Annotated in this window: 15 protein-coding genes; 4 read left to right on the forward strand and 11 right to left on the reverse strand. The window is 38.4% G+C overall.

Annotated elements, in window-relative coordinates; translation table 11 throughout:
• Position 1 precedes the first annotated feature (1 nt).
• The 7 genes from EHQ31_RS01180 to EHQ31_RS01210 all read right to left on the reverse strand — a co-directional run bounded on the left by EHQ31_RS01180 (position 2) and on the right by EHQ31_RS01210 (position 7,115).
• Positions 2-670, reverse strand: a complete 669-nt coding sequence (locus tag EHQ31_RS01180) for an LIC_12096 family protein (protein WP_135568800.1) — start codon at positions 668-670, stop codon at positions 2-4.
• The gene (secG, locus tag EHQ31_RS01185) at positions 630-962 is read right to left on the reverse strand and encodes a preprotein translocase subunit SecG (RefSeq protein WP_135568803.1); all 333 of its coding nucleotides are present in this window, start codon (positions 960-962) and stop codon (positions 630-632) included. The genes EHQ31_RS01180 and secG overlap by 41 nt, the downstream gene beginning before the upstream one ends.
• Before the next feature lie 9 nt (positions 963-971).
• Complete coding sequence (gene tpiA, locus EHQ31_RS18905) at positions 972-1,721, reverse strand: triose-phosphate isomerase (RefSeq protein ID WP_135568805.1); 750 nt, start codon at positions 1,719-1,721, stop codon at positions 972-974.
• Positions 1,722-2,912: a phosphoglycerate kinase gene (locus tag EHQ31_RS18910; RefSeq protein WP_135568808.1), complete on the reverse strand. Its 1,191-nt coding sequence runs from the start codon at positions 2,910-2,912 to the stop codon at positions 1,722-1,724.
• A 1-nt stretch (position 2,913) separates the two neighbouring features.
• Positions 2,914-3,921, reverse strand: a complete 1,008-nt coding sequence (gene gap / locus EHQ31_RS01200) for a type I glyceraldehyde-3-phosphate dehydrogenase (protein WP_135568810.1) — start codon at positions 3,919-3,921, stop codon at positions 2,914-2,916.
• Positions 3,922-4,087: 166 nt separating this feature from the next.
• Positions 4,088-4,618: a signal peptidase I gene (gene lepB, locus EHQ31_RS01205; RefSeq protein WP_135568813.1), complete on the reverse strand. Its 531-nt coding sequence runs from the start codon at positions 4,616-4,618 to the stop codon at positions 4,088-4,090.
• The gene (locus EHQ31_RS01210) at positions 4,611-7,115 is read right to left on the reverse strand and encodes a methyl-accepting chemotaxis protein (protein WP_135568816.1); all 2,505 of its coding nucleotides are present in this window, start codon (positions 7,113-7,115) and stop codon (positions 4,611-4,613) included. Before EHQ31_RS01210 ends, lepB begins: the two co-directional genes overlap by 8 nt.
• 65 nt (positions 7,116-7,180) lie before the next feature.
• Between EHQ31_RS01210 and uvrC the strand changes: the two genes are divergently transcribed.
• Genes uvrC through EHQ31_RS01230 form a run of 4 tightly spaced genes read left to right on the forward strand, consistent with a single transcriptional unit; the run spans position 7,181 to position 14,933 of the window.
• The gene (gene uvrC / locus EHQ31_RS01215) at positions 7,181-9,022 is read left to right on the forward strand and encodes an excinuclease ABC subunit UvrC (RefSeq protein ID WP_135568818.1); all 1,842 of its coding nucleotides are present in this window, start codon (positions 7,181-7,183) and stop codon (positions 9,020-9,022) included.
• Between the two features lie 36 nt (positions 9,023-9,058).
• Complete coding sequence (locus EHQ31_RS01220; protein ID WP_135568821.1) at positions 9,059-11,893, forward strand: LIC11755 family lipoprotein; 2,835 nt, start codon at positions 9,059-9,061, stop codon at positions 11,891-11,893.
• 17 nt (positions 11,894-11,910) lie between these two features.
• Positions 11,911-13,317, forward strand: a complete 1,407-nt coding sequence (locus EHQ31_RS01225; RefSeq protein ID WP_420844101.1) for an LA_2168 family protein — start codon at positions 11,911-11,913, stop codon at positions 13,315-13,317.
• Positions 13,314-14,933: a phospholipase D-like domain-containing protein gene (locus tag EHQ31_RS01230; RefSeq protein ID WP_135568828.1), complete on the forward strand. Its 1,620-nt coding sequence runs from the start codon at positions 13,314-13,316 to the stop codon at positions 14,931-14,933. Before EHQ31_RS01225 ends, EHQ31_RS01230 begins: the two co-directional genes overlap by 4 nt.
• 4 nt (positions 14,934-14,937) lie before the next feature.
• On the opposite strand, the gene EHQ31_RS01235 is transcribed toward EHQ31_RS01230, so the two are convergent.
• Genes EHQ31_RS01235 through EHQ31_RS01250 form a run of 4 tightly spaced genes read right to left on the reverse strand, consistent with a single transcriptional unit; the run spans position 14,938 to position 18,246 of the window.
• Positions 14,938-15,123 carry a hypothetical protein gene (locus EHQ31_RS01235; RefSeq protein ID WP_004783670.1) on the reverse strand — a complete coding sequence of 62 codons (186 nt, stop codon included), beginning with the start codon at positions 15,121-15,123 and terminating at the stop codon, positions 14,938-14,940.
• A gap of 43 nt (positions 15,124-15,166) precedes the next feature.
• Positions 15,167-16,408, reverse strand: a complete 1,242-nt coding sequence (locus EHQ31_RS01240; RefSeq protein WP_135568831.1) for an MFS transporter — start codon at positions 16,406-16,408, stop codon at positions 15,167-15,169.
• A 58-nt stretch (positions 16,409-16,466) separates the two neighbouring features.
• A complete protein-coding gene (locus EHQ31_RS01245) occupies positions 16,467-17,450 on the reverse strand; it encodes an LBF_2017 N-terminal domain-containing protein (RefSeq protein ID WP_135568834.1) in 984 nt (327 codons plus the stop codon).
• Between the two features lie 7 nt (positions 17,451-17,457).
• Positions 17,458-18,246, reverse strand: a complete 789-nt coding sequence (locus tag EHQ31_RS01250) for a FecR family protein (protein ID WP_135568837.1) — start codon at positions 18,244-18,246, stop codon at positions 17,458-17,460.
• Between the last annotated feature and the right edge of the window lie 23 nt (positions 18,247-18,269).

An 18,269-nucleotide genomic window follows, 5' to 3' on the forward strand; every position in this document is an offset into this window, starting at 1 on the left:
ACTAGTACCCCAAGGATTGGTTCAGTTGTTTGAACATAGATTTTTGATTTTTATTTCCACCTGTTTTTTGTAAGGCGGAAATTGAGGCTAATTGGCTGTTAAAGTCTAAAAGGAATTTGATATAAAAGTCTTTTTTGAAATCATTCCGTTCCGCCTTAATTTCATCGTTACGAAGGGATGAAAGTGGAAAACTATCAGAGCCTTCTAGACCGGAGAAACTAATCACCATATCGTTAAGTGAAGTATCAAGTGGGGATGTATCAGATATTTTAGTTTTAGTTTTTTGTTCAATTTCCGTATCTTCTGTGACTACTTGAACTTCTACTTTAGAAAGAACTGAACCATTGAATTCGAGTAAAATGGATTTTTCTTCGGAATGTTTGATACGGTTTTTGTTTTGCGGGTCTGGATCCACTTTGTATTTACGTATGCGGATTCCTGTTCTGTTAGGATAAGTTCCCACAAAACTAATCGTTGTATTCGCTGGGAGAGAAGAGAGGTTTTCGTAGGACAAAAGATCCCTAGCTTTAGCGATTTCTCGATAAAGGCTAAGAATTTCTTTGTCTAACCGATTTTCTTTTTCGGAAATCTCAGTCTCTGAATAAAGACCAAAATTTAACGAGAAAAAACTAAGGAGTAGTAGGAGCCGGTACTTCGGGAGTGCTTCCATCAGTTTCTACCGGAGCTTCTAAACTTGGTTCTACATCAGGAACCAAAACTTCGTCTTTTTTCGCAAATACAAAGGAAAGAGCTAGAGACAATACGATAAAAAGTATAGCAGCAACTCTTGTTGTTTTCGTCATAACATCAGCTGTGGAAGCTCCAAAGACAGACTGACTCGCTGTTGATCCACCGAGCATACCTGCACTTCCGCCTTTTCCCGTTTGGATCATGACAAGAAGGATCAGAAAGAGTGAAAGTAGAATAAAAAGTGTGAGGATGGTTCCTGCAAAAAATCCCATAAAGTTTCCTTATTTTAAAAGTCCTAAAAATGAATCTAATTTTTGACTGGCTCCTCCTACGAGGCCACCGTCTATATTTGGTTTGGCGAGAAGTTCTTTGATGTTATCCGGTTTTACCGAACCACCATATAGAATTTGTATCTTTTCTGCCACTGGCTCTGCGCCAACAAATAACTTTCCAATTTCCTTACGAATAAAAGCATGTGCTTCTTCTGCTTCCACAGGTGTTGCGACCTTACCAGTTCCAATCGCCCAAACTGGCTCATAAGCAATGACAAGATTTTGGAAGAGGTCACTAGTAATATCTTTTAGACCTTTTTTGATTTGGTCTTCTAACACAGAAAAGGTGTTTCCCTTTTCTCTTTCCGCCCATGTTTCTCCCACACAATAAACAACACGTAATCCTGCTTTTAAAAAGTGTGAAATCTTTGCATTGTCAAATTCGGATGTTTCTCCGAGGAATTGGCGTCTTTCGGAATGACCGACAAGGACAGTGTTGATTCCAAACTCTGCCAGTTGGACAGGGGAAATTTCACCTGTCATTGCAGTGAGTCCCGATTGGTAGGCATTTTGTGCCCCCACTATGAGTTTGGTTCCTTTTGCTAAAGAAGAAACGGTTTCCAAATGCAGAGCACTGGGGAAGACCATCACTTCATGTGCGGATGAGTCACTAGCTGAAAGTAGTCCTTTAGTAATGGACACCGCTTCCGACAAAGTTAAGTTCATTTTCCAGTTTCCAGCGATGATCTTCTTTCTCATTTATTTTTCTTCCTTAGGGAGTAAACATTCTACACCAGGTAGAGTTCGTCCTTCTAAAAATTCTAACGAAGCACCGCCACCAGTGGAAATATGAGTGATTTTGTCTGCCACACCTGCTTTGTTCACAGCGGCGATCGAATCCCCACCACCCACAACGGTTTTGGCTTTGGATTTACTAATGGCTTTGGCAATCTCAATGGTTCCCTTAGAGAACTTGTCCATCTCAAACACACCCATCGGTCCATTCCAAAGGATGGTTTTTGCTTCTTTGATGGCTTTGATGTAATTGTCGATGGTTTTTGGACCTATGTCCATTCCCATCCAACCGTCAATGATTCCCATTTTATCCACAGACTTGGTTTTGGCATTGGGATCAAAATTGTCAGCAATGATATGGTCCACAGGAATTTGAAGGTCCACTCCTTGGATTCCCGCTCGGTCAATGAGTTGGAAGGCTTGGGATTCAAAGTCTGGTTCCACAAGGGATTTACCCACGGGAACCGCTCTCGATTTGAGGAAGGTATAAGCCATTCCCCCACCAATGAGAAGGTGGTCTACCTTCTCGAGCAGGTTCTTTAAAATAGCAAATTTGGAACTTACCTTGGATCCACCCACAATCGCCACAAAAGGGCGTTCCGGTTTGGCAAGAAGTCCACTTAAAACTTCGATTTCTTTACGCATCAGAAGTCCCGCAAAAGCAGGAAGTAGGTGAGCCACACCTTCCGTCGAAGCGTGGGCTCTATGTGCCGTTCCAAAAGCATCGTTCACATAAACATCAGCAAGTTTTGCCAGTTCTTTACAGAAGCCGGGTGCATTTTCCTCTTCTTCCTTATGGAAACGAAGGTTTTCTAAAAGTAAAATTTCGCCTTCCCCAAGTTCATTCGATAACTTCACCACAGGCGCACCAATGACCGCTTCCGAGAAGCTGACTTTGGTTTTAACGAGTGAAGTAAGAACATCAAACACTGGTTTCATGGAATATTTTGGTTCCGGTCCACCTTTGGGTCGGCCCAAATGGCTTCCCAAAATGATCTTTGCTCCTTTGGAAATGAGTAATTCCAAAGTAGGGAGGGTTTTTTCAATCCGAGTCCTGTCAGTGGCTTTTCCGTTTTCCACAGGGACATTGAAGTCCACACGAACAAAGACTCGTTTTCCTTTTAGATTTTGTTCTTCGAGAAGAGGTAATTTCATCTTAGCCTTTTTTTGCCATGTAACGTACGAGATCTAACACTCGGTTGGAGTATCCCATCTCATTGTCATACCAAGAAACGAGTTTGAAAAAAGTTGGGCTTAGTTCAATACAAGCATCCGCATCAAAGATGGAAGAACGAATGTCTCCAAGGAAGTCGTTAGAAACTACCATATCTTCTGTGTAACCAAGAATTCCTTTCATGGAACCTTCACTGGCTTCTTTCATTTTCTTTTTGATTTCTGCGAGTGATGTTGGTTTTTCTGTTCGAACTGTTAAGTCCACAACGGACACGTCTGGAGTGGGAACTCGGAAACTCATACCTGTGAGTTTTCCGTTCACTTCAGGGATACAAAGTCCTACAGCTTTTGCTGCTCCAGTCGAAGCAGGGATGATGTTTTGAGCGGCACCACGTCCACCACGGAAGTCTTTTTTAGAAGGTCCGTCAACAGTCGGTTGGGTAGCTGTCATTGCGTGGATGGTAGTCATTAAACCTTCCACGATTCCGAAGTTGTCAAGAACCACTTTTGTGATTGGAGCAAGGCAGTTCGTTGTACAAGAAGCGTTAGAGACAACATTGTCTTTTGCTGCATCGTATTTTTCATGGTTCACACCCATTACAAAAGTAGGGATGTCTTTGTCTTTTGCCGGAGCAGAGATAACGACTTTTTTGGCACCAGCTTTGATATGTTTTTCAGCACCCACTCGGTCAGTAAAAAGACCAGTAGATTCAATGACGAAGTCCACTCCGAGTTCTTTCCACGGAAGTTTTTCTGGGTCTCTTTCGGAGAAAGTTTTTACTTTTTTTCCATCGATAATGATTTCGTTGTCTGTGTGAGAAACTTCACCGTCGAAGCGACCGTGAGTGGAGTCATATTTGAAAAGATAAGAAAGGTTGTCTGGGGTCACAAGGTCGTTGATGGCAACGAATTCTATATTGGGATCTTTGATTCCGGATCGAAGTACTAGTCGTCCAATGCGACCAAAACCATTGATTGCGATTTTTACCATGAGTTTCTCCTAAAAGGCTCGTATCTAGAGATGAAACGATTTTTTAATTACAGAATTTCGAGTTCGGGGTCTCTGTCACTCATTTTAAGGGTTCAGTTTAGGTAGAACCCATAAGAAATTGTGAATTTCCATTGTTTTTGCGAATAGGGAAACCAAAGAGCATTTTTTACCATAAGGTAGCAATGACTTGACTTTCTTGGACTACACCCAAGGTTCTTGAGTCCACTCCGAGTTCGCGATTGTCAGCTAGAAGGAAAAAAGATTTTTCGGGAACGGTTACTTTTGGCATATCATCCGATTCTGTTTTACCGGGAGGGATCATCGGGATATCGTTTGAGGAAGATTCAGGAAAACTGGCAGGATCGAGAAGAGTTCCATTGCGAAATACCATTCTCTTTTGGACGTAGATGATATCTCCAGGTTTGCCAACGATCCTTGCAATGAGAACCGAGTTTGGGTCAAGAGGAGAATGCACTAGAACCACATCACCAATCCCCAATTGTTTGGCACGAAACCATCGATAAAAATAAGCAGTGGATCCATTTTTTAATGTGGGTTCCATAAACTGGTTTGGAATGTGGACGGGAGTGATTACATAGTATTTAAAGACAATAGCAGAGACAAGGCCTACAACAAGAGGAATGGCAAATGCGAGTAGTCTTGTTTTGAAGGGAACTTTGTTTTTTGGTTTAGACATGGAAATAGTTGATCTCTTTTCGTAGACTTTCTGAAAGTTGGTTCATGTTTTGTGAACTGGATTTAGTTCCTTCACTGGACATGGCAGTGGTCTGCGCATGGTTATTGATTTCTGCCATAGATCTGGAAATTTCGAGCATTGCCATTTTCTGTTCATCTGTGGCTTCTTTGATCATTTCAGAAAGTTCGCGAATTTGGGTAACACCTTCGTTCACTTCCTCGTTAGTATCAATTTGTTTTCTGACAACTGTACGAATCTCTTTTGTCATTTGGTTAATGGAATTAACACCAGAAATGGTTTCACTTAAAATTCCAATGGACCTGTCAATTTTTTCTTGGCCTTGTTTGATCTCACCTTCATTCTGTTTGATGAGTTCTTCTATATCGTAAATGGATTTAGCAGTTTTATCAGCAAGTTTTGAAATTTCGTCAGCAACCACAGCAAATCCTCGTCCACTAGCGCCTGCTCTCGCAGCTTCAATAGCCGCGTTTAATGCGAGTAAGTTGATTTGTTCTGAAATATTGTGTATAATTTCTACTACATTTATCATCTCCGAAGAAGACTGGAAAATTTTATCCATAGAGAGTTTCATTTCTCCCAGTGATTTTTCACCTAACTTAGCATCGTTAGTAATTTCTTCTACGCGAACATCGGCTATTTGAAATTTTTTGTCAATTTCGGAGACTGCACTGTTTAACTCCGTCATTTTTTTCATTAGGGAAGCTAAGGTAAATGATTGAGTTTCAGTTCTTTGGGCCACACTTTCAATTCCGGCTGTAATTTCCTCGACGGAGGCCGATATTTCTTCGCTACTTGCCGCCTGGTTTTGGGCTGCATCAGAAAGGGATAACATGGATTCATAAATATCGGAACTTGTATTGGTCAGCTCATTGGAAACAGTTTGTGTTTGGTTAACAATTTGTCGTAACTTAGTTTGAAAATCAAACATAGCATTTGCCATACTACCGATTTCATCTCTGCTTGAGTCATAAAAATCGGATTGTAAATTTCCTTTTACCATTTCTGCAATTCGCACTCTAATTCTTTCTAGAGGTTTAAGTTTGGATTCGATAACTAGAACTGTAATAATTCCGATAAGAAGGACAACTACAATGGAAATTCCAAGTGTAGTGAAAAGACTTGCCATTGTTTTCTCATACAACTCTGCATTTTCAAAAATACAAAAAATAATATAATTAAATTCAGGGTTTTTTACATAAAAAATTCTTTTTAGAGTTCCATCTTCTGTGGAATCAGCAAAACCAAGTGCTTCTTCTTTTTGGAATGGGATATCAAATACTAATCTAGCTTTTGCATTAGTTCCAATATCTTTTTTATTTGTATAATAGACAATGGTTCCATCGCCATCAAAAAAACCAACTTTGCCAGAGGTTCCAATTTTAATATTTCCTAATATAAAACTTGAAAGTTTTCCAATATTTAAGAACCCACCCACATAACCTAAAAATTGGTCATTTTGATACACAGGCAGTGTATAAGGAGAAACGATATCACCAGAAATCCGTGAACGAATGCTTGTATGTCGAACTGGGCCTTGTTTTGCCAAGGCGACATCTTCAATAAAAAAAATGGAACCTGTTTTGGAACGATCGTATTCATTTGTGGATACAAAAATGCCTTCTTCCGGTTTGTAAAAAAAGAGCGCTTCTACAGCATGATTTGTGCTTTTTAATTGGATTTCATTGAGTACGGCTCGAATTCCATCTTGGTTTTTGCGAACCATTTGGTCTTTTAATTTGTTTTCTGCAAAGATAGATAGTGTAAGCCGATCGCGAAAATCTACTAAGGTAACTCGCATCAAAGATTCTGAATCCATTACCGATTGTTCCATTCCAGTATGAACCAAATCCAATTCTTGTTTGAAATTTAATCGGTAATTGATGATAAATAAAACTAGGATAGCAGCGAAAAAAGAAAGAACGGTTTGAAAACCTAAATTTCTGGAAAGTTTCCTCGTATTGATTCTTTTGTTATGGTCAAGGCGAATGGAAAGTAAGATTCCTTTGATATTAAATTTGTTTTCTACATAATCTATGAAAATGGATTGGAAGATGACTGTGAAAGCAAGTGTGAGGCAGAGGCCAATCGCCATTTCACTCATAAGAACAAAGTTTTTTGAGTGAAGATAAAAATACAAAGTTCCAATGACAAAGAAAAATCCTATCGCATATCGGATAATCACATCTAACATGGCGACCTTTGCCAAATGGTCTAACCAAAAATAGGCTTTGATTTGGTCCCGTTTGGTGCACTCAGGTTTCCCGATTCTACTGATGGAAGCAAAACGAATCCAGTAGAAGGAAATAGCGTAAACTACAATAAAAAAGACAGAAATGAATGCTGAAATTAGAATAGTTTGAAATTCTTCTCCCGACCATTCTGTGAAAAAGTAAATATAAACAAGCAGAGTGGGAAAGCCGATTCCGTAATTAAAACCCTCTAGACCAAAAATTATAAATTTGATCAATTTACGCATATCCATACCCTAGGGATACAAATCGTCTAAGAATTGTAAACGTAAAATTCCCGCTAAAAACCAATATGAAAGACTCACTAGTTCTAAAAACAATCCAGGAAAAGATTAAAAACTTAGGGAGTCTTCCCGGATGTTATCTTTGGAAAAATGTAGGTGGGGAAGTGATATATGTAGGGAAGGCTCTAAAACTCCAGTCGCGAGTCAGGTCTTATCTAAATCCCAACCAAAAAGACCGAAAGACAAGAGCCCTCTATGTGGAACTCTATGATTTGGATTGGATTGCTACAAGTACAGAAAAGGAAGCATTACTCCTTGAAGCAACCCTCATTAAAAAATACAATCCCAAGTTTAATGTTAGGTTAAAGGACGATAAAAAATATCCCTTCCTTTGTGTTTCCACAAGTGAAGATTTTCCTATGGTATTTTTGACAAGAAAGGTCAAAGACAATGGGGACAGGTATTTTGGTCCATTTACCGATGTCAAAGCGGCTAGGGACAGCCTGGAATTGATTCATAGAATCTTTCCAATTCGCAAAACAAAATTAAAACTCCCTCTGGCAAAACCACAAAGGCCTTGTCTTAACTTTCATATGGGGCGTTGTCTTGGTCCCTGCCAAGGAAATATTTCCAAGGAAACCTATTCTGAGTTAGTTGATGAGATTCTTAGTTTTTTAGAGGGAAAAAAGGAACGATTGGTTTCTGGATTAAAAACGGCGATGATCCAAGCCTCCGAAAAAATGGAATATGAACGTGCTGGATTTCTAAAAACTCGCATTGAAAAAATTATCCAAATTAGGGAAAAACAAACTGTTGTTAGTATGGATGGAGGAGACGAAGATATTCTTGGAATTAGCAAAAGGGATGATGAAGGTCAAATGATTATCCTTGAAGTGCGAGGGGGAAGGTTGGAAGGCAAAAAATCTTTTCCTCTCAAGGGACTTTCCTTTTCCGATGACGACGAAGTGTTTGCTTCTTTTTTACGTGATTATTATTTAAACGCCACTTTACTTCCAAGTATTGTTTTTTTGCCTCCTTCTGCGAAAGGTAACTATGATGTGTTTTTGGAAGCCATCACTGAAAAATTTGGAACTTCGATCAAACTTAAATTTCCAGAAATGGGTCCTAAAAAATCACTCCTTCGTTTGGCAGAAAAAAATGCCGATCTTAGTTTGACCGAAAGAATTCTTGCAACCAAACTACGTGACCAATCAGTGGCGATGAAAGAATTGCAAGAAAAATTAAATTTACCAGTTTTACCAAGAACAATCGAATGTTACGATATTTCTCATTTCCAAGGTTCTTCCCCGGTGGCAAGTGGTGTGATGTTTGTGGATGGAAAACCGTATAAGGCAGGTTATAGACATTATAAAATGCGTGGATATGAAGGGATCAATGATCCTGGGATGATCCATGAAGTCATTGCACGAAGGCTTAGTCACTTGGTGAATGAAGAAGAACCTCTCCCCGATCTTATTGTCATCGACGGAGGACTAACACAATTATCTCGCGCTGCGGAAGCGGCAAATGCCCTGGAGCTCGGTCATATTCCAATGGTAGGCCTTGCTAAAAAAAGAGAGGAAATTTATTTTCCAGGGGAAAAACATCCTTACAGCTTTGACATTCATTCTCCTATGATGCGCCTTCTTCGTAATTTACGAGATGAGGCCCACCGGTTTGGAGTTACCTTCCAAAGGGTTCAAAGAAAGAAAAAAGCATTAAAAACTATTTTGGATGATTTACCTGATATTGGTGCCAGTCGCCGAAAAAGTATATTATCCTATTTCCAAGCCAAAAAGAAAGTAACCGATGCAACGATAGGGGAACTTAAAGAGGTTCCGGGAATTGGTCCTGTCCTTGCAGAAAAAATATATTCAGGTATAAGAAACTTAAAAAAAATAGAACCATAAGTTTCACTTTCTCACCTAAAGCGTTTGAGGTGGGAGATGAAAAAACTAGGTATAATCTTTCTAATTTTTTTTCTTGGTTTTTGTCAAAATAAAGAAAAATCTCCCTTTTTGCTTTATGGTGATGGTTACAGTGAATCACCAAAATTTGAGTTTCAATATGGAATTGCAGAAGAGGAAGGAAACTTAATTGAAAACACTAGTTATACTCATTTCGATTCAGGTGTTTTTTGCCTTTATTCCCTTCCCATATCCTTATATTTACGAGAGTTAGGTGCAAAATTTCGGATTTGTTGGAAAACCGATGAAGAGGGTGCAAACAGGTGGAAACAAGGTTTTTCCTTACTAGCAGAAGGACCAAACGAATATCTTTCTTGGAATTGGAAAGGAAAAGGGGGAAATGCTTTACTCACGGAATATGGAAAATGGAAAAAAGAATCTGATAAAGAAGGATTTCTTTTAGAATGGGAAACCCAAATTTGGTCCAGTGGTCTTACCACCTATCAGACATTCGCTGTACCTCATCCATTATTTTTACAAAGAACCAAAGATGTATGTGAGGTTGTCTTTTTTAAACCAAGTATCGACGGAACTCTAAACCAACTACCAGTTCTTTCCTTTGATTTTCCTTGTCCCGATTTAAATGAAATTACAGACCAAATCCAAACACAAAATGATAAGTGGTTCCGAGAGTGTGTTCCGGGAGAACCGAAAGTATCCGAGCTTTTTCGACACTCCGAGTCTTCTTTCCAAAGATTTTTAGAATGGGAAAACCCGAATGAATTTGTGATCTGTCCTAGTTCAGATTCTTTGGATCTGGAAAAGGAGGGAGTTCGTAAAACCTTTTCTTCTGATCTTTTTTCCAAACGAACCAAATTAATTTTACCTAGGGCAACAACAGTTTTTTCCGATGAAACTGGATTTTTTAGCATACCCATTCCCAAAGAATTCCTTACCGATTTAGGAACACAAATGTCTGTTCGTTGGGGAAATTCTGAATACCAAGATTCTGAATTCTACTTTCGCCAAGGGTATGATTTTTTTTCTAACCAAACAAATCCCATCTCTTGTCGAAACCAATATAAGTTTTGGAATTCTAAGGATCGGTTTTGTGGAAATCCGGGACTCCCCAACCGATTGGAAAAAAAAATCAAAGAAGGTAGTCCAGCAGGTTGCCTTGCCGACCAAATCCAAATCACTGAATTTTATCCAGGAAACCATTTTGATTCCCAACTGCCATTACCTGCGTATTTTGAATTCCAAAATACTGGAGATACCTGTGATGGATCCTCGCTCCAATGGATTTTTGAAAATACCGTTTATCCCTTGTCAGCGGATGAATGGATTTTGGAGAAAGGAGCTGTATTTCTTATCACAAGAAAACTATGGTCTGGTTGGAATCTATTAGAAAAGGAAAAACCATTTTCTATCCCGAAAGTTGTTTTTCAAATTCCCAGTTTCCGTTGGGAAAATCGAAAAGAGAAAGAACAAGTTTCTTTTATTCCTAGTATATCGCTTTATCATTTACTTAGGTTTCAATCGCAAAACAGATTCTCCATTCAACTCGATGCTTTTGGTACGCAGTATCCCCATGTTAGGACGGGGTCCTCACTTAATTTTTTACCTTATGGATTTCAAATCAGTCCCGGTTCCGTAAACAATAGTTTGGCGGAAAATATATATACGGATTTACTCGAATATAACCCGAACCAATCTCCCTTTTTAGATTTTGGATTTACAGGTTTTGAAGAGGGCTTGGTTTCATTCCAAAGAGAAAATGGTAATACCTATCAATTTTGGAAACCCATTGGAACTCGGTTTCAAACCTTGGCAACTTTTCCTTCCACATGTAATGGAGAGGATTTTTACCAATTGCCCGATGGATTTTTTTCCGAGAATTTCTATTCCCTTCGTTACTTGAGCAAGGAGAAGGATGAGTCGGTTGCCTTTTCTTGGGAGCCAATGTCAATTAAGGAATGGACAATCGGAGGGACACGTTCCTTACATCCAGAGCCTAGTCCCATTCTTTTTTCCAGGTCTATGACTCCTTCTAATCATTGTTTATCTGACTTTAGAAGCCCAGGTAGTTCCAAACATCGCAGTTTGGAAATTAGAAAGGGCGAAGGTGAATTCAATTATCTTACCAACTTTTCTCTTAGTCACCAAACAGAACTAAAGTTAGGGAATGGAAATGGGTCCATCCCTCTCACCTTAATATCATCAGGAACAAATACATATTCGGTAAATTCACAAGGACCGTTTCCATTTTCACCAGAAGAACAACTTTATTCTTATTTTACCGATCCTTCGCTAATTCAAGCCAAAAGTTTTTTAGAACGAAAGGGACCAGTTCAAATTGAAGCCATTTTTCCTAATCCTAAAGATTCACAAAACGAGTGGATCTATCTATGTAACCGTTCTGCAAATACTGAAGATTTGAGTTTCTATCTAGTGGAAGACGAAACGAGCACAGATGATCTCGTCTCGTATCAATCTAGGTTTCCAAATCTTAATCCTTCCGTAAATGGCGGTAAAACTTTTATGCTAAACACAACCATTTTGAACCCAGGACATTGTGCCTGGATTGTGGATCCTGACGGTAAAGATTGGTTTTTCCCTATTTTCCAAAAAGATTCGGACTTACTTCTTACAGTCAAAACAACTCAAACCATTGGAAACGGAATTGCTTCAGGGGAATCCATCCAAATCAGAAAAAAAATAGAACAAAGTTCTAAGTTAGTTTCTTCATTCGGTCATAAAGAAAGTTTTTCTCCCTTTCGTATCACAGTAGTTACCGGTGAGTTTCTTTGGCTAAAATTTGGCTCTAACGGAATGTCCGCAGAGGACTTTGAAATATACCGTGAGGAATTTTGAATCAATCTCCGGTTTGTATTTTTTTCGTTTTCTATTTGTTAGTTGTAAATACTCCAAAATACGGAGTTGGAGTAGAGGTTGGGATACTAGGTTATGAATTATTTTTAAAAGAAACTGTCAGTAACAAAAAGAATCATACTCCCGGTTGGGATTTTCAAACAACCCCAATTGGTTTAGATTTTCAAAATGTCTCTTATTTAAACAGAATTTCAGGCAAATCAATGTTTGTTGGTCTTAAAGATAAAAACAAAAGAGAACAAGTAGTTTGGGATTTAGACATCCAATTGACAACAGGAAAGGAAACTGGATTAAAACCTTTTTATTTAGGGAAAAACAATTATATTGGGTTTGAAACTTCTAAATTTCTTTTCGGGGTAGGTCGCCGGGAACATAAGTTTCGGCCTCAGAGTTTTCAAACAAGTTTTGATTGTGGAGATGGAGTATTTTTAGAATTCCAACCTCAAACAAATTTGACCTTACAGTTTTTTCTTTGGGACCAGTATTCGGGATCTTTGATATTTCAGAAAGATAGGTTTCATTCTCTTCTTTCCTATTCTAATAAGGGAAAAACTGGTCCTTGGGAAGACTTAGAGCCAAAGGAATACAAACAAAGCCACCATCGCCGACATTCCTTTGGGTTTGTGTATGGAGATAATTTAAACCTGCGATTGGGAATTCAGTATATTGAATTAGGAAGTTGGGGAAGGCACGTAAAAGACAGTCCAAGAGAAACAAAAAATTCAGGGGCAGATGGTGATTCACTAGTAAATGGAAACTTGGGTTTGGGTTGGGATTTGTATATATTGGAACTGAAATTTGATTTTTTATGGGCGAAGGGTAATGACAGAACGAATTCCAAAATAGCAAATTCACCAGGATCCATTCCAATTTCAGGGGAGGCCATTCAATGGGGGGCCGAACTTCAGTTCGGTGATGTTTTGGTGAGGAGTTCTCATTTTTTATCTGACAGAGAAGAAAGAAATTCTAAAAACCAAATCATTCGCGAAGGTTATGTGTCATTAGGGGCACATCCTGGACAAACTCCTTATATTTCTCAAATTTTCCAGATTTTTCCTTCAGCTGCGGTAACTGAATCTGGCTATGAAAAAAACATTGCATTGAGAAACGGAAAGTGTTTCGGATATTTGAGCGAACTTGTTTTACAATTCACCTATCATCAGTTTGTTGCAAAAATGGTAGGTTCCTACTTTTTACCTTACAAGGTTGGTGGTTCTTCGGATGGAAGGATTAGTTTTCATAAAAGAGATTTTGAAGTGTTTTATATCGGAGAGGGACTTTTTGAACTTTCTTTAAAAGAAATATCTTCTTTTGAACTTGGAATAGGTTTCTCTCAGGTTTTTTTACCAGAATCCATTGGCATCAAATCAAATTTTGGATATGTGTTTGGGAGGTTGGAAATATGAAGATTCATATTCGAATTATACTTATATTAACTTTTTTGTTTTTTCTATTTTGTCATAAGCCTAAACAAAAAATGGATCTTTCTTGGTTACTTTTTCCAACTTCTCCTATTTCAGAGTTATACTTTTCCTACCCGGGTCGGAATGTGGCAGAAGAAAAAAAGAGGATAGTAAAAGACGCTTTAATTTCGGAAATTCGCAAAGCAAAAGTTTCGATCCATGCGTATTTATATTCGATCGATGATTATGAAATCCTTACCGAACTATATTTGAAAAAAAGGTTGGGTGTGGAAATTCAACTCTATGGAGATAAAGAAGAAGATTATTCTGAATTATTATCATTTGGCCTCGAAATCAAAAGATGGTCTGGATCTGGGATCCATCATACAAAGATTTGGATTTTTGACGGATTACGTTTTTTTGCAGGCACTGGGAACTATACCACACATGGATTGTATACGGATCACAATGTGTTTTGGACCCAAAACATTTCCTTAGAAGAAATTGCAGAGATTCATTCTACACTTCTTGGTAAAAACCCAGGCGGTAATTTTAAAATTGGTAGTTTAGTGTATTGGGTTTCCCCTGAAGCGGGTTTGGAAATCCAACAAGAGTTAATCGATGCAGTCGCATCAGCAAAGCATTCAATTAAATATTTAATATATTCTCATTATGATCCTATCCTTAGTTTAAAAATATTAGAAGCAAGTAAAAGGGGAGTGCGTGTAGAAGGAATTTATAATATGCCTATGAGTTCTAATCCGGAAGGAGTTTACCTTAGTCAAAACTTAGAATTTCCATCTCAAATATATGAAGATGGAAATGTTGATTTTGTTTATAAAAATGATCGTTATTTAGGAGGGCTTTTACATCACAAAACAATGATTATTGATGACAGGATTGTTTTCACTGGTTCTTATAACTATTCAGTTTCTGCAAGGGATAAAAATAAAGAAATCTTTGTAAAAATGGATCACCCTTCCGTCATAGAAGAATTCCTCGGAGAATGGAAAAGAGTATTATGGGAGGCCAATCCACTTTCTAAATCGATAGAAAATTCTGAAGATCCAAATGGAAACAGTAATACATTACGTATGTATTCCGTAGGTCAGTTTGAAAATTCTCTATTTCAAACAAATATTCTTTTTAATCAGGATGGAATTTTTGATACCAATTCGAATGCACTTGCGATGGCATATAAACAAACCTTGGGACTAGTCGGTCAGGTTCGTTCAAAACTTGGAAATCGGTATGAATATTCTTATAGCAAAATCGATCCGATTTGGGAGGAGAGTGAGGGTGAGAATTTACAACTTCGTTTCCAAAATCATTTTTTAGGAACTAAGGTAAGTCTTTCTAATGGCGAAAAGGTTCTGTCGTTATCTCTTTGGGATGGGACTCGTCCTAAAGAGAATTTTGTTTTGGATTCTAATGCAATAGTGTTTGGAAATACAGACTTTTGGAAGGGAAAAAATTTATGGATTTGGATCCAGACAGAAAATCGCAGAATTTCGTTTTGTCAGGTAAAAGAGAAAACGAATCCGCCTGAATGGATGATCTTTATAAAAAATCGACTGAAAACCTTGGGCAAAATATCACCAATTTGTTCCAGCGGTTAGGAAGTTATTCCATTTTGTCTTCTATGACTGGAACAAGAATCTTTGCAATTTCATCTTGTAGTTTCATATAGTTATTGATACCTAAATGCGTGATTTGTTTATTCACGTCGTTTAACATCGTTTGTATGAGAAGTATAAGAGTGTGTTTTTTATCGGCAGGGATTTTGGAATCATGGATCAAGTCTGACATGGCTTGTCCAGTATTCCCCAGAAAAGAGATTTTCCAAGCACTTTTAGACCCAGTTTTTCAGTTCTAATTCTTTTAGCTTAGGAGAGAACCGAAAGGTAAAAAATACAATCAGTAGGGTCATGGTAGCTCCAAAAACCACTGATCCTACAGGGCCTAGGATTTTTGCAGAAAGTCCGGATTCAAAGGCTCCAATTTCATTCGAAGATCCAATAAATACCTTATTAATGGCACTTACCCGTCCCCTCATATCTTCTGGAGTCATGGTTTGCATAATGGTAGAACGTACCACAACGGAAACACTATCAAAAACTCCCGATAGAAATAAGGCAAATAGTGAGAGTAAAAAGGATTCGGAAAGTCCAAATACCAACATACAAATTCCAAATCCAAAGACACAAAGTAATAAAACCCTGCCCGATTTTTCTAGAGGTGGTTTGTATGTGAGATAGTATGCCATTAGAAGTGCACCGAGAGAGGGAGCTGCTCGTAAGTATCCGAGTCCTTCCGAACCAACAAAAAGAATGTCTTTTGCATATACTGGCAAAAGAGCCACAGCTCCTCCAAAAAGAACAGCAAACATATCTAGTGCCATTGCACCTAACATAATTTCGTTTTTTAATACAAAACGAAGACCTTTGAGTAGGCTATCTTTTAAAGCTTCTTTTTCTTTTCGTTCCGGAAGGCTTCGTTTTGTTATCCAGAAAAAAAGTAAAAAGGGAAGTCCGATACAAAATGAATCCAGTGCATATGCCGCTTGCATTCCCAAACTTCCATAAACAATCCCACCAAGTGCCGGGCCAATGACCGCACCAGCTTGGAAAGAAGTTCCCATCCAAGCAGCCGAGTGAGGGTAATGTTCTCTGGGAACAAGTTGTGTCACAAAACTAAAAATTGCCGGTGAAATAAAACCTCTAGCAATTCCAGAAACTAAAATCACTAAAAAGATCGGATAGGCTTTGTATTGAACAAGTAAAAACCCGAGTGGGCCTGTAAAAGCAAATAAGGTCAAAGAGCAGAGAAGTAAAAAGAATAAACAGATAACAATGATATTGCGACGATCTCTAAGATCCGCTAAATGTCCAGCATAGAGTGAAACTACAATGGAGGGAATCGCTTCAAAAAGACCAACAAGACCTAAGTCTAAAACACTTCCAGTAAGTTCATAAACTTGCCAACCAACAATAGTGGCTTGGATATTGATCGCAAGGACCATAAAGAACCTGGCCACTATAAAAAAACGAAAATCGCGGTGTTTGAAAATGGCCAAAGAAAGGTTTTTCTTCATCTCTTAGGCCAATGTTTCTATGCCTTAAATTTGGGGCAATACACAATCATAGAATCTTTTAATTCGATTCACTACCTAATTGAAAATTTAAAGTTTTAACCGCTTCTTCATTTCCCACTCGGTCAACTGCATAGTAAAAAAGTTGAAAGGATCCCTTACAAACTGACTTTAAATCGAAAATAGATATTTCTGCATTGTAAGGTTTAAACTCAGTTTGAGTTCCCGACTGACAAGTGTAAGCTACTAGTATGTCTTTTGGTCCACTCAAACGATCCTTCGTTGTCAGTTTTATCTTAGTTTCTTGCGATATATACAGATTTTTTCCTTTTCCTAAGGAATTTGGACCTACCCATTCCATTTTAGTTTCTGGCGGGGAAACATCTTTAATAAAATCCAAAACTTGCATCGGTTCTTTATTTCCCGCTTGGTCCAGTGAAAAATAAAGAAATTTGTAATTACCTTCTTCTTGAACGGGAATCGATGTTAAAGTTTTTGCAGAATTCCAATGTGAATTCCCTAGTTTGTATCGAACCTCTGCAATACCAGAAGCATCATCAGAAGGATTAAGTGTCAATTGGTTCTTTGTTAAGTACCTTACAGACTCTTCCTTTTCTTTTACGATAATGAAACTATCTGTTGAGACAACCGATACTACTTTTTTGGGTTCCGCTTGGGGTACAAAAGTCTTCTTAGCTACGAATTCTTTGGGAACAGAGAGTGGGGAACCTGGATCGACGTTTGTAGAATAAACTTGAGTCCAAAATCCTTTCGCACCATATTCACCTAACCTACGAACACGAAAGTATTCAAAATTATCTTTTGGGGTTACCGTGATTCGGTTTCCTTTAAACAGAATGGATTCTGGAGGTTTCGGTGCAATTGTATCACCAGATTCATTTGGTTTTTCTTGCCAAAGTTCTAGTTCAAAATTTGCATCTGCCTCTGCATCGATCACAATGCGAAGTTCTCTTGTTGGTTTGGAAACAAGAGAACTAAATGTTAAAAAAACAATTCCTAGGATGAGTAATAAATTCCGATTCATATTCCTTCTATTCTTCTTTTAGGCGAGGTGCTTCTGGAATTTTATAAGGTTGCACGGGAGATTTTCCTTTTTCAACAAAAGTTGCCATACCCTGTTTCAACTCGACAGTTTTTCCTTGTGCAGCTACATCAACCACGCCCTCGAAACAGGAAATTGTGGAACTTAGTTTATCATCTAATTCAACACGAAACTCTGTACCACGTACACCTGCAGTGGAAGAGGGGCTTACGATATTGAACTTGTGTTCGGTGGTAGGTGGATTTGATTTAGTTACTTTAGCATCTAAACTTCCTTTGAATAAGGCTACTGCGATTGGCCCACCTTTTTTTTCTTCCCCCTTTATTTCAAAATGGCTATTGTTTAAAATTCTAACCATACCCACATTATTGATCTGGACATCGGTTTTTCCTTTTCCCGTCGTTTTGATTTGGTCATTAGGGTGGAGTTCTTGTCCGAGTTTCAATGGAACCCAAGGTCCTTTTCCACCAGTTCCATTCCATTCCACTTGACCCATTACAAACTCGGTGACACCAACTACCGCTTTACGGAGAAAAACGGGAACCACTAGAGTGAGGCCTGGTTTGATTAGGTCAGGATTTGGTATTTTATTGTGTTTTAAAAGTTCAGGCCAGCGTTTTGGGTCGGATAAATGTCTTTCTGAAATCAGAGAGAGTGTTTCACCCTTTTGGACCGTAATGGTGATCGGTTCTAGTGTTTCTCCACTTTCCGCAAAAAGCGAAACGGTGCTAAACATTATGATAAGTACTAAGATTGAATTTGCGATGAACTTTCTCATATATATACAGTCTCAAACTTATC

Source organism: Leptospira montravelensis (genome assembly GCF_004770045.1).
Taxonomy (GTDB): Bacteria; Spirochaetota; Leptospiria; order Leptospirales; family Leptospiraceae; genus Leptospira_A; species Leptospira_A montravelensis.